Annotated in this window: 15 protein-coding genes; 6 read left to right on the top strand and 9 right to left on the bottom strand. The window is 38.4% G+C overall.

Annotated elements, in window-relative coordinates:
• Positions 1-230: 230 nt before the first annotated feature.
• The gene (locus O0931_RS15960; protein WP_269416473.1) at positions 231-1,067 is read left to right on the top strand and encodes a PRC-barrel domain-containing protein; all 837 of its coding nucleotides are present in this window, start codon (positions 231-233) and stop codon (positions 1,065-1,067) included.
• A 267-nt stretch (positions 1,068-1,334) separates the two neighbouring features.
• Here the strand turns inward: O0931_RS15960 and O0931_RS15965 are convergent, their stop codons facing one another.
• From O0931_RS15965 to O0931_RS15975, 3 genes are all read right to left on the bottom strand, one after another.
• Positions 1,335-1,646: a YtxH domain-containing protein gene (locus tag O0931_RS15965; RefSeq protein ID WP_269416474.1), complete on the bottom strand. Its 312-nt coding sequence runs from the start codon at positions 1,644-1,646 to the stop codon at positions 1,335-1,337.
• Between the two features lie 240 nt (positions 1,647-1,886).
• A complete protein-coding gene (locus O0931_RS15970) occupies positions 1,887-2,417 on the bottom strand; it encodes a DUF892 family protein (protein WP_269416475.1) in 531 nt (176 codons plus the stop codon).
• Between the two features lies 1 nt (position 2,418).
• Positions 2,419-2,778, bottom strand: coding sequence for a response regulator (locus tag O0931_RS15975; protein ID WP_269416476.1), 360 nt, complete (start codon positions 2,776-2,778; stop codon positions 2,419-2,421).
• Positions 2,779-3,132: 354 nt separating this feature from the next.
• Between O0931_RS15975 and O0931_RS15980 the strand changes: the two genes are divergently transcribed.
• Positions 3,133-4,347 carry a sensor histidine kinase gene (locus O0931_RS15980; RefSeq protein ID WP_269416477.1) on the top strand — a complete coding sequence of 405 codons (1,215 nt, stop codon included), beginning with the start codon at positions 3,133-3,135 and terminating at the stop codon, positions 4,345-4,347.
• A 63-nt stretch (positions 4,348-4,410) separates the two neighbouring features.
• On the opposite strand, the gene O0931_RS15985 is transcribed toward O0931_RS15980, so the two are convergent.
• Positions 4,411-5,304, bottom strand: coding sequence for a bestrophin family protein (locus O0931_RS15985; protein WP_269416478.1), 894 nt, complete (start codon positions 5,302-5,304; stop codon positions 4,411-4,413).
• Between the two features lie 447 nt (positions 5,305-5,751).
• On the opposite strand from O0931_RS15985, the gene O0931_RS15990 reads away from it, so the two are divergent.
• Together O0931_RS15990 and O0931_RS15995 are read left to right on the top strand one after the other, a co-directional pair.
• Complete coding sequence (locus O0931_RS15990) at positions 5,752-6,072, top strand: hypothetical protein (RefSeq protein ID WP_269416479.1); 321 nt, start codon at positions 5,752-5,754, stop codon at positions 6,070-6,072.
• Between the two features lie 116 nt (positions 6,073-6,188).
• Entirely contained in the window at positions 6,189-6,644 is a 456-nt protein-coding gene (locus tag O0931_RS15995; RefSeq protein WP_269416480.1) for a response regulator, read from the top strand.
• Positions 6,645-6,769: 125 nt separating this feature from the next.
• Here the strand turns inward: O0931_RS15995 and O0931_RS16000 are convergent, their stop codons facing one another.
• The 5 genes from O0931_RS16000 to O0931_RS16020 all read right to left on the bottom strand — a co-directional run bounded on the left by O0931_RS16000 (position 6,770) and on the right by O0931_RS16020 (position 9,731).
• A complete protein-coding gene (locus tag O0931_RS16000; RefSeq protein ID WP_269416481.1) occupies positions 6,770-7,231 on the bottom strand; it encodes a PA2169 family four-helix-bundle protein in 462 nt (153 codons plus the stop codon).
• Positions 7,232-7,374: 143 nt separating this feature from the next.
• Positions 7,375-7,902, bottom strand: a complete 528-nt coding sequence (locus tag O0931_RS16005) for a DUF892 family protein (RefSeq protein ID WP_269416482.1) — start codon at positions 7,900-7,902, stop codon at positions 7,375-7,377.
• 16 nt (positions 7,903-7,918) lie between these two features.
• Positions 7,919-8,281, bottom strand: coding sequence for a response regulator (locus O0931_RS16010; RefSeq protein WP_269416483.1), 363 nt, complete (start codon positions 8,279-8,281; stop codon positions 7,919-7,921).
• Positions 8,282-8,306: 25 nt separating this feature from the next.
• Positions 8,307-9,149 carry a helix-turn-helix domain-containing protein gene (locus tag O0931_RS16015; protein WP_269416484.1) on the bottom strand — a complete coding sequence of 281 codons (843 nt, stop codon included), beginning with the start codon at positions 9,147-9,149 and terminating at the stop codon, positions 8,307-8,309.
• 399 nt (positions 9,150-9,548) lie between these two features.
• Entirely contained in the window at positions 9,549-9,731 is a 183-nt protein-coding gene (locus O0931_RS16020) for a hypothetical protein (RefSeq protein WP_269416485.1), read from the bottom strand.
• A gap of 264 nt (positions 9,732-9,995) precedes the next feature.
• Between O0931_RS16020 and O0931_RS16025 the strand changes: the two genes are divergently transcribed.
• Both O0931_RS16025 and O0931_RS16030 read left to right on the top strand, forming a co-directional pair.
• Positions 9,996-10,310, top strand: coding sequence for a hypothetical protein (locus O0931_RS16025; protein WP_269416486.1), 315 nt, complete (start codon positions 9,996-9,998; stop codon positions 10,308-10,310).
• Between the two features lie 343 nt (positions 10,311-10,653).
• A complete protein-coding gene (locus O0931_RS16030) occupies positions 10,654-11,247 on the top strand; it encodes a hypothetical protein (protein ID WP_269416487.1) in 594 nt (197 codons plus the stop codon).
• The last annotated feature ends 343 nt before the right edge of the window (positions 11,248-11,590 follow it).

Here is an 11,590-nt window from a genome sequence, read left to right on the forward strand (position 1 = left end):
AGATTTATTACCCACAGCTATGAAAACAAGGATATTTAGTTCATTTTAAATATTTCGGCTAACTATTTAAATCTGAAAAAGCGGTATAGCTCTGCTCGCCTGGTATAGCCTTTTGTGCAGATCGCTTCATCTTTCTTTGAAAATTGCATTACAATTAAACAAATGAAAACCATTTGCCTGAGGGGATGTTTAAAAGACGGATAAAAGATTTATCCTTTAAACAAAAGAACATGAATTCAGGAAGTATAGAATATATAAATCTCAAAGAATTATCAAATGAGGACTATAAAATAATTGACGGAGAAGCATATATAACCGGCTGGCCTGTAGTAGATGAAAGCCGAAGTTCGGTTGGCAAGGTGAGAGATTTATTGTTTGATCCGGAAGAGCATGCTGTTCGTTATATTATTGTAGATCTTGATAGCAGGCTATCGGAATTAGAAGACAAAGCAATACTCATCCCGATAGGCTTTGCAAACCTTGGGGCGGATAAAAAAGAGGTGGTTATACCCGTTTTGCACGAGAATCAATATATAGCAATGCCCCGGTATATTATCGGTGAAGTTACAAGGGCTACCGAAGTAGAAATCAGATCAGCTATCGGGAGCCCGGCGGCTTTAAGAATAGAAGAGAAAATTGCGGAAATGGATTATCAGGATTTTTACCGCCATCATCACTTCGACAGGGGAAATGTAATATCCAGGAGAGCGGGTTCTTCATTTGCAGAAAACGTTTCCGAATCAGCTTCTGATAACCGCGAAGAAGAGCAAAATACAATCCATGAACTTATCAACCGTAATGAATCAGGAAAAAGTATAGAGCAGGAGGGCGGGAATAAAACAACAGTGAAATTTGAACAGTTCAATGTTGATACAGAAGCGGGAATATTTACGGTTGAACCACAAGAAAATGGTACATACAGAATTCTTGATGGAGAAAATAAAATAGGGGTTATATATGCGGAAGCCTGTTCTGAAGGCACAGAATGGCGAACGATGGATAAGCTGGACGACAGACTTATTATTGATTTAGGGCAGGCTATTACCGTACATAACCATAACACGTAATCGATAGATTGTCGTTCAGTAGCGATCCGTACTCATTATGAAATACCCCATCAGAGTCGGTTTCAAAAGATAATTTATAACCCCACTACCAAAAAACACACCGCTTTTCTACATTAGCCAGGCAAAGAGGCTATTACACATCTTCTTTCAGCCACTGAAAACAGTGTAGAAAATGCCTAAATACAAAGAATAGATATTATAATAAAAAAAGCGGCCTGGGCCGCTTTTTGTTTTTTACCGTGATATACTAATTGTGGCGCATATTATCTAAGCTTGCTCAATAGTATTTATTGCCGAATCTTTTACCTCTTCTTTAATCGAAACAGCTTTTTCTTTCAGCCCTTCTTTAGCTGATTCATAAGCATCTGCCGTGCTGTTACCATATTCCTTGCTGGTCTCAACCAGGCGTTCCAACTCATCTTTTGCCCGATCTAAAATCCGGTCTTTAAGATCAGATAGTGACCGTGAGAGCTTGTCAACTGTTTCACCACCCTTATCCGGTGCAAATAGTATACCAAGGGCAGCACCTGCCGCAAGTCCTGCAAGCAATGCAACTACTGTTTTTGAATTATCATTCATGATTTTGAGTGTTTGAACTTTTTTAATAAACCCATTACTCTCCGATTTGTTTGCGATTTCATTTTAAATTGCGTTCAAATAAAAAAAACTTCTGTTTTCTTGTGTCCGGTTGGATAATAAACTGCCGAATCCTGAACTTTACTATATAATAAGCTTATTATCTGCCGCGCAGGAGTTCCTGATATCCTCATCCGGCAAGCTGCCCGGTCTTGGCAAATCTGCATGTTCAGAAACTGCAGACTAATTACTATCTGAAGCGGAAGTAATATATTTTGCTGAAATTAATAGCAGCAATGTCCTGTTTTTCTTGGCTTCTTCAAAGTTATCTTTCAATAACTGTCCAACCTGTCCGGTGTTCAACTTTACCGCAGCCATCCGCAGCAGCTGGAAGGATGCCACTTCCACGTTTTCAATATTCTGCAGGTAGAACAAAATACACATATCCCTGAGCATGGGATCTTGGGATTGCTCCTGGATGGCTAAAAATGCCTCATCAATAAGCCCTTTCAGTCCGATGGTCTTTTCTTCGGGCGGAGCAGTATCCAGTTGGCTATAAATGATTTCCATTCGGGCAATCTGTTTTTCAACGTTATCAATCGTTTCCCCGATACCCATGAGCAGATTTTCATCTTCTACAAGGTCCCGCAGTAAAGGCAGGTTTGCCACAAGATGGGATTTGGCAGAATATATACTGTTGAGGTGTTGGATAAAAAAAGCCCGCAGGGTTGCGTTCGCTTCTTGCCCCGTAAAATCATTATTTGCTGTATTCATACTATAAGAATTCTTTAATACCTTTCAATAGTTCACTGAGCCCGAATGGTTTCTGTATAATACCATCCGCCAGTGACAGTTTTCCGATAGTTTCCAAATTCCGTTCTGCTGAAAGCAGGATCACTGGGATTCTCTTCCACTCCTCTTTTGTTTTTAAAGCGGAGCAAATTTCGGCACCGGACTTTTCTGAACCTAAAATCCTGACATCAAGAAGTACCAGATCGGGATGTATCAGCGCGATTTCGGCTGGCGATATCGCTGTTCTGAACCCAACGGTTTCATAGCCCTCTTCCTCAAATATGATATTGAGTATTTCATAAATATCGGGATCATCTTCGATGAAAAGTATTTTTTTTGACATGGACCGTCTAATGAAACTTTATTTTGGCCGCCTGGTGCTGACCCACGACCAATCAGGCCAAATATAGCGTTCCCTTTTGCATTCTAAAGGAAAATTTGTTAAAAATGTTTTTCGGTAGTGATGACTCAGGTGTGTCTGTACACCTGTTGCGTACAGGTAGCCAGGTCAAAAACAAATGGTATAGCAGAATAAAACCTTTTAGTAAAACTTTATACCTCTAATTATGTTTATAAAAAATCCTAATTTCGGCAGCGGAAATGATTTAAGACATCCCAAGACGAAATTTGGTATATTTGCCGGATAAATTTTTTCAGCCTTAAATTTGGAAACTTTTATCATATATAATAAACAAATTTGAACGAGAAAATTCCCTATCCCAAAAACGAATCCCAGCGTTTGTCAGTCCTGGATTCTTACCAAATTATTGACACCCAGCGGGAAGAAGATTTTGATGGGATCACCAGGCTGGCGTCAGAAATCTGCGGAACACCTATCGCACTTATAACTTTATTAGATGAAAGGCGCCAATGGTTCAAAAGTGCTATTGGTCTCGATATTGATGGTACACCCAGAGAACATGCCTTTTGTGCCCACACTATTGTGGAACATTCCGGGATTATGGAAATTCCCGATGCACGCGCAGACAGTAAGTTTGCGGAAAATCCCCTTGTTAAGGGCGATCCCGGTATTGTATTTTATGCCGGAGTATCTCTGATTGGTACAGAGGGTATGCCCTTGGGTACTATCTGCGTTATAGACCGTATAGTCCGAAAGTTATCGCCCCGGCAGTTAGATGCGATGCAGATTCTTTCCAAACAGGTTATTGCGCAGATGGAACTTAGAAAAAAAGTGCGCAAGCTGAGTGAAGCTAACCTTCAGCTCCGAGAAACCAATGAATTTATACAGCGCTTCGCTACTACTGCTGCCCATGATCTGAAAAACCCGTTGAGCAGCATTTCCATGAGCGCCGAAATGCTTGTCCGCCACCTTCAGGATAAAGAAGATGAAAAGGGGATTAAACTTGCATCAACAAACCTAAGTTCTTCCAAAAAGCTTACTCAGCTGGTTAACGATATGCTGGACTATTCTCTTCGTCCGGAAATACTTACCAAAAACCATTTGCAGATAAACTTAAAGGATTTTCTAGCCAAGACAATATCCATGATCAGCATGCCGGAAAACGTTCTTATCCAGATTCCGCAGCAGGACTACGCTTTCAGGACTTCCGAAATAGCGCTTCAACAAATTTTCATCAATTTATTGACCAATGCGGTCCGTTATAATGATAAGGATGTTTGCAGGATAGAAATAAGCTGCCAGGTTGGGGATGGGCAAACCATGTTTTCAGTATCCGACAATGGAATAGGTATCCCAAATGACGCCCTGGAAAAGATTTTTTCTAAAAATGTTACCATTAACGAATCAGATTGTTTCAATCAGAGCAGTACCGGAATCGGACTTCATACGGTGCGGTTTTTGATCGAAAAGCTGGGTGGTAAAATATCGGTAGAATCTGAAATTTCTAAAGGCAGCAGGTTTTCATTCACCATTCGCAACACGGTAAAATAGTTTTGCTACATGCTTAACATACTAAATAATTTGATCCGCCATTTAAGCTTCCGGCACCTCAGGCTATAATATATAGAAGGTCTCCTGTTCAGCCACTGAAGGAATTGCATCTTCATTTAGAAGCTGCTTTATATTTGTTTCGATGGTTGTGCAGATGGTGGTCATTGCCGTATCAGTAGGCAGGTTACTGAAAGGATTTTCCATATGGCTGGCCGTTTTTTCCAGCAGGAAAAACGCAGCTGAAATAACCAGAAGCAATGGAATTTCGAAATAACTTTCGATATCCCTAAGTGAGATAGATAGCGTAATCAAAAAAAGATAGATGCTCAGGTGCAGGAAATAGCGGTAGGTAACCGGAAAAACGGTTGTTTTGATCCTTTCGGCCATACCCATCGCGTTAGAGAAATTTACCAGGGTGTTGTTTATCTGGACGTGGCTAAAAATATTAAGTTTGTCTTCATCACGCAATCTTGCGATATGCATGGTATTTAGCTGAAGTATTGCCAGGTGACGGTTACGGTGCTTACTGATCTGAACGATCTCATCAGCATCCAGAAATTCTTCAAGTCCCTGTGCCCCATCTTTATCCCTCAGGGATTTGCTCAGGCTATAGCACCAGGCGATATGGCGAAAGGCTATCTTTTTTATATCATCCCTGCTACTACCCGAAACAAAAGACTGCAGCTGGAGGACAAAAGATCTGCTTTCGTTTACTATATTACCCCATATTTTTCTTGCTTCCCACCAACGGTCGTAGGACTGATTTAGTTTAAAGGAGAGTATAACTGAAATTGCGGTACCTAAAAATGCAGGTATCCCCAGGGGCATTTCAGGAATTACGTTACGAAAAACAGTTGTGATGTAGTAAACAACAAGCCCTATCATCAGCACATAAAGAAGTTCTTTTCTGACTTTTTTGAAGATGTAGCTAAATGGAATTTTCTTTCTTAAAAGCATAAGCAATGGTCTGTTTTTAAATCGTACGTAAAATTGCAAAAATGGATTTTTATGTCCAAAGAGTTTTCTTCAAAATCCGGTACTTAGCTTCAGACTACGGTTTTTTCCCACTAAAAATTCCTGATTTACGAACTGTTATTAATGGCAAATGTTATAGGAGTATGATTTGCAAAAATCAGATTTCGAGCACCTCACGTGCAATGCCGATGTGTATTGGTTAAAATTTTTAGGTATATAGCGCTGAAAAAAATTCAGGACCGAACTGAAATTTTTTCAGAAAAAATGAAAAAATTTCAGACGTTATCATTCGTATTGTGCAAAATTAAAGTTGGTGCCATTTTTGAATCCATTCCTGTAGACACTTTTAAGAAAAATTGAAATTAATAGCAAATTATAAATGCCGCGCAGGATCGCATTTATAATCTAATTCTGGCACTCATAATTTTAATGACCGGAGTTATGGAAAAAGAATTTACGATTGATATAGCCCTAAAATTAAAAAACAGTAAACTTTCATATGGGAGGTTTATCCTGGGCTCGGATAAAGATGTAGCGTTGGAAATTTTCAGATCGCTAAAGGGAAATAGAGACACCGTGAATACGTGCACGCTGGAGCTCGAACTGATTGAAAATGTTACCGGCTTCCCGATTCCTATTGACATTTTGAATTGTACCCTACAGGAGCTCGCTGAAAACATCACACTACTTTCCAAGGAGATATTTCGTATCGCACAGCTGGAGAATGGAAAAATTCAGTCTTTACACTAATGTATCGAAAAAAGCTTACAAACTTTAAAAAAATAGCTAAGCAGAACTCATCAGCACTAAAAACAAGAACAAACCAGAAGCAGAAAATATTGTTATCAATATCAAAAAACACACAGATGGAAAAAAAGAAAATATTCATCGTCGAAGATGACCTGATGTTGATGGAAACTATTCAGGATATACTGAGTTATCATGGTTATGAATGCCAGGGCTGCTACGATCCGCAGGATGCGTTAAAAATGATCGAATCATTCGGTCCGGATCTGATCCTACTGGATTATATATTGCCGGAATGGAACGGCGGAGAACTTTGCGCATTAATCAGGGGTTTGGATGGCTACGATTATGTGCCTATAATTATAACTTCTGCATATGCAAACATATTATTATCGGTTGCAGATTATGGATGTGATGCTGTGCTGGAAAAACCGTTTACAATGAAAGAGTTATTGGATCTGATAAGATCATTGCTTAAAGAGAAACGAAGTGATAGCGGCCTTATGCCAAAAATAAAATCTGTGATTAAAAATATAATGCCACAGTCAACCGGTTTTGGTCAACCGGCTACATAAAACAAAATTGGTTCAAGGATAGGTAATCTATATTTTCAGTCAAAAAACAGGGCATAAAAAAAAGAGGGCAGATTTAGCATATGATGCTTAAATCTGCCCTCTTTTTTATAGAATTACCAAACAGGTTATAATGCTTTTTGTGCATCACGCAACGCCTTAATCGTATCGTGCCCTGTAGAAATTCCCTCCTGTTGCTTTAAAAGAACCTCTCTTACCTGCTCACCAAGCTCATTCTCCTGAAGCGCATCGCGGTAAGCTTTTTTAATTGCATCCTCACCACGTTCACATTCTGCCAGGATACTGTGGCGATCGTTTCCACCAAAGCTTGCCTTTACATCAATCCATGCCCGGTGAAGTGTTCCGAATATGGTATTGCCCGTATCAGGATTCTCACCTTTTCGGCCCACAAGTGCGGCAAGCTCAATTACATTTTCCCTGCTATCTGAAGCGAACTTATCAAAAATCGCTTTTAGGTCTACATTTTCAGCTTCGAGATCTGATGAAGCTCTATCAAAGCCATCGGCTCTGTCATTATTAATTTCAATAAGATCATTTAAGACCTGAACGATATTTTCTTGGGTTTCCATAGTTTTAAAAATTATAACTAAAAAACACCAAAGGCTGGAAAATGTTTTTAAAGCAGCTGGTGATTATCTGAATATTTTACATTAATTAACAATAGCCCGTCATTCTAAACAACAGAAAAAATTGTCAAAACAGTAATTTCCGTCTAGCTGACAATATACTTTGAAGAAATAAGTAATAGAAAAGTCCTGTCGGATTTTGCTTCTCTATAGTTTTCGCTAAGCAGCTTACTTATCTGCGCATTGTTAAGTTTAACGGCAGCCATCTGCAGGATTTGGAATGAAGCCATCTCAACGCTTTCTATATTCTGCAGGTAAAAAATGATGGAAAGATCTTGAAGCTCAGGTTCTCCTTTCTGTGCATTTATTGCGTCGAAGGCATCATCTATCATTCCTGAAAGGCCGCGTATACTGGTTTTGGAAATCTCGGCATCAAGAAGCGCATAGATGATCTCCATTCTGGCGATCTGTTTCTGTACATCGTTTACCGTTTGGATAATTGCTTCTTTTAGTTCAGAAAATTGTACCTCATCCACCAGCGATGGCAGCTTGTTTACCAGATGCCTTTTGGCAGAATAGATCCTGTCCAGATGGTTAACGAAAAACACTTTAAGTTTATCTGAGCCCAGTTTGATTTTTTTCCAGGAATTTGATTTTCGTTGATCTTCGTTCATAAATTATAGATTGAAGCTAAGTTAAGAATTCTTTTACTTTATTAACCAATCCTAATATATCAAACGGTTTGACGATGAAACCATCCGCATGGCATTTTAGGCTAAGGGATTCAATATTTGCCTCAGCAGAGACCATCAGTATTGGTATTGAATAAAAATCCGGGGTCGATTTCAATTCCTCACAAATTTCAGCGCCTGTTTTTATATAGCCCTGAATCCTGATATCCATTAAAATAAGATCCGGCATATGCCTGCGTATATCTGCACCATCAGGCCCGCTATCAAAGAGTACAGGTTCATAACCTTCATCGGCCAGTACCATCCCAATAATGAACAAAATGTCTTTATCATCTTCAACAACAAGTATTTTTTTTCCCATCTACAGCTAATTTATTATTGCCAAACTAAATAAGTTCTTCAACCCTGATTCCATAGACCTGAAAGAATAGCTTTTTAAAATATGGCCGGGATCCATAACCGGCTATATCTGAAATTTCCGCAATTGAATTGTATTTTCCTGAGGCAATAGCTTCCCATGCCAACTGCAGACGTATTACCCTGACCAGCTTATTGGGTGTAATGTTTAATATCCGTTTTACATGCCTGAAGAGCTGGCGTTCGCTCATCGCCAAATGACTGCTAATGGAGCGGAGCTTTATCTCTTTATTTCCGGCATGCTCTTTAACGGTGGCCTCAAAACGGTTCAGCCACAACTTGTCTGCCATAGCAGGTTCACCATCATCCAGGGTTGTACTTAAATTTACTTTAAGGCTGTCGAGACGGTACTGCACTTCATCCTTCCAGCCAGCCTTTTGGTTTCGCTCTATCTCTTCAGCATGGATTTTTTCCATGATAGAAGACACCCTGTTGTATTCTTCCAGGTGTTTTCGGTAAGTGATATCTCTTGCTATGGAAAAAATTACCTCATCCCTACCAACAGCAATGGAGGTCCAGGAAAGATAAATAACCTGGCCATCCTTCGCGATAAATCTGTTTGAAAAATTGGTTAGCGGCAAACCCTTTTTCAGTTCCTCAAATTTCTTAAGTGTTCTGGATTGGTCTTCATCATGAATAAAAGAAACCATTGGGTATTCCATCAGCTCGAGCGGTGAGTAGCCGAGCGTTCTGGAGACGGCAGCATTCATTTTTTTAAAGAAACCATCATAGCCCGAAATACAAATCATTTCGGGAAAAACGTTCAGATAGTACTCAATTTCAGTCGTATCGGTAATATTAAAAGTATTCATATTTATAAACACGCACCCGATATTAGCTGGTTAGCTTCATAGCGCTGTAAAGGCAACATATGGTTTGTTGCTTTGTTTTGTCCATTTAGCCCTTAAGCGTATTTTGGCAGCTTTATAAAAGATTTAGGCAGTTTTGTGTTTATATTTTGATTTAACTTTTAACCGGTCAGTTTAATAGTGGCAAGCATTTCCTATGAAAATCCGCTTCCGGACCTAATTTAAAGATCCGTTAACCTGGAAAGCCATATTGTGAAATGAATATCAAAAATTTGATGTTGTTTTAGGAGAGATTTAAAATTAAAAGAAGTACGGAACAATTTTACCCCTGAAAAAGGGTAAAATTGCCTGATAACTAAATTCCTTTTAGAAGTTTGAAAGCTGTCGGCCTAAATCAATAAATTAGTCTTCAAAGTCGGTATCCCCGAATTTGGAATCGCTGTCCGTTATAGCCTTGTGGCCATAAGTAATTTCACCATTTTCTTCATCAAAAATAAATGTTGCGGGATTTGTCGAAATTTTATTAAGATTATCCATATCGTTTTTTATCTGTAAAACACAAAAACTTTGTAAAAGTTTTTCCAAGATTGATGGCTAATTTTTCACATACATTATCTTTATTATGTGCATTGTAGCTTTATTCGTTCGTAATCATTTAAGATTTGAAGGGTACCATATGCATGGAATATGGAATTTTCACAGGCAATTTGAAACAGAAATTATCACCGGCAAAATGGTAACAGATTTCAGAGCATGCAGATTAATTAATCCAAATTGCTATATGTGCGATTATTCAAAACACTATTAATTAAATAATGTTGTCAGTGCATATATCTTAAGGTTAACATTATGCAACCATTTAACGTAAAAATAGGCCAGGGTGAGGCTTGTCAATCATATACCATTCTACCTGAAGAAAGTTATTTTGCCATAATGTTTAATGACCGTATAATTACGGCAATTAAGGAAAAGGGCGGCGTATGGATTGAAGTACCGCTTGCTAAGGTGCATAGCCATGATCTTGAAATAATATCCAGTGGCCTTCATCAACAAGGTTCTGTTCTCCCATTGCCAATTGAGGAAATTGGGAAAGAAGTTTCACTTATTCTGGCAGGCTTGCCAGAATCTGACCAAGATGATATCTGCGACGACCATATTTTTTAGATTCTTAAGAAATAACGGGTAAATAATTTCTATACGCTGAATGTGTAGCACAATTGCTTCTTATATTAATCTTTAATCAATGTTTTTACCGCTTGTATCATTTATTCAACGCAGTAAAACAGAAAAATAAATATTCAAATGTCTGCCTTTTTGTTAATGCCGGGCTGTAATATAAATCCAGGTCGACAATATGCCCGGCATGTTTTCTTCCACAAAACAATAGTATTAAAATGATTGCTTTTGTATAAGTTCCCGATATCATAATTCCCACCTGAGCACAAAAACTTTTCACCAGTAGTTTGGTTATACATAAATTATATAATGACAACCACCCTATTTTATAATGAAGCCTATAAACCTTCTATTATCGCTTTTGCTAACTGTTTTAGGTTTACAAAGTGTAGCTCAAACCCCAAAGTTATCGGTTGATGTTCCAGCCAACCTTAAAAACTTTATCCCGAAAGATTATGATGTGCTTGATCTCACTAGAGGAGATTTAAATCGCGATGCTTACCCGGATGCTATCATGGTACTATATAAAAAAGGTGAAGAAAAAACCTCAGATGTAATAAGTCATCCTGAAAAACGGCCTTTGCTGCTATTGATAGGCCAGGCCGATAAAACCTATAAGTTAGCCACCCAAAATGATAATGCTGTATATTGTGTAGACTGCGGCGGGCAAATGGGAGATCCATTTACCGGGATAACCATCAAGAATGGATATTTTTCTGTAGAACATTATGGTGGCAGCGGTTGGCGATGGACCCGAATAATAACTTTCAAATACGCAGCTCAGGAAAAGAACTGGTTTTTATATAAAGATGGTGGAGAACATTTTCATGCCATATCACACGAGGAGGTAAAAACCGATGTTAAAACAGTTAAAAACTTTGGTAAAGTGCCATTTGTTAAATTTGATATATATAAAAAGAATTGAAAAGTTAAGCTTTAGTTTGTGTTCTGCTTAGGGTTAATGTGTGGCCATTAATTTTTTAAACTAGTTTAAGACTTATAACCTGGCAGTTCTACGGCAGGCCAACCTTTTAAGGCAGCCAAGCCTAAAAGAAAAAGAACTATTCCCAAAGCCTTTAGGCATTATAACAACCCGGTCAATGGAGGATATATCAAGATAGCTATTTTCATTATACCTACAGCAAACAGATTGTTATTATTGGTAAAATGTTTTGACGATGCTCAAAAATAACGCTTTGTCTTTCCGCAATTAAAAGTCAAAATATACATCTGAATAATCAAAAATTACAATTTATTAGTATTTAAAA

Source organism: Pedobacter rhodius (assembly GCF_027213645.1).
GTDB lineage: Bacteria > Bacteroidota > Bacteroidia > Sphingobacteriales > Sphingobacteriaceae > Pedobacter > Pedobacter rhodius.

Bases quoted from the DNA above. Each gene is read 5' to 3' on its own strand.
- O0931_RS15960 (WP_269416473.1), top strand. From the start codon at position 231: ATGAATTCAGGAAGTATAGAATATATAAATCTCAAAGAATTATCAAAT.
- O0931_RS15965 (WP_269416474.1), bottom strand. From the start codon at position 1,646: ATGAATGATAATTCAAAAACAGTAGTTGCATTGCTTGCAGGACTTGCG.
- O0931_RS15970 (WP_269416475.1), bottom strand. From the start codon at position 2,417: ATGAATACAGCAAATAATGATTTTACGGGGCAAGAAGCGAACGCAACC.
- O0931_RS15975 (WP_269416476.1), bottom strand. From the start codon at position 2,778: ATGTCAAAAAAAATACTTTTCATCGAAGATGATCCCGATATTTATGAA.
- O0931_RS15985 (WP_269416478.1), bottom strand. From the start codon at position 5,304: ATGCTTTTAAGAAAGAAAATTCCATTTAGCTACATCTTCAAAAAAGTC.
- O0931_RS15990 (WP_269416479.1), top strand. From the start codon at position 5,752: ATGACCGGAGTTATGGAAAAAGAATTTACGATTGATATAGCCCTAAAA.
- O0931_RS15995 (WP_269416480.1), top strand. From the start codon at position 6,189: ATGGAAAAAAAGAAAATATTCATCGTCGAAGATGACCTGATGTTGATG.
- O0931_RS16000 (WP_269416481.1), bottom strand. From the start codon at position 7,231: ATGGAAACCCAAGAAAATATCGTTCAGGTCTTAAATGATCTTATTGAA.
- O0931_RS16005 (WP_269416482.1), bottom strand. From the start codon at position 7,902: ATGAACGAAGATCAACGAAAATCAAATTCCTGGAAAAAAATCAAACTG.
- O0931_RS16010 (WP_269416483.1), bottom strand. From the start codon at position 8,281: ATGGGAAAAAAAATACTTGTTGTTGAAGATGATAAAGACATTTTGTTC.
- O0931_RS16015 (WP_269416484.1), bottom strand. From the start codon at position 9,149: ATGAATACTTTTAATATTACCGATACGACTGAAATTGAGTACTATCTG.
- O0931_RS16025 (WP_269416486.1), top strand. From the start codon at position 9,996: ATGCAACCATTTAACGTAAAAATAGGCCAGGGTGAGGCTTGTCAATCA.
- O0931_RS16030 (WP_269416487.1), top strand. From the start codon at position 10,654: ATGAAGCCTATAAACCTTCTATTATCGCTTTTGCTAACTGTTTTAGGT.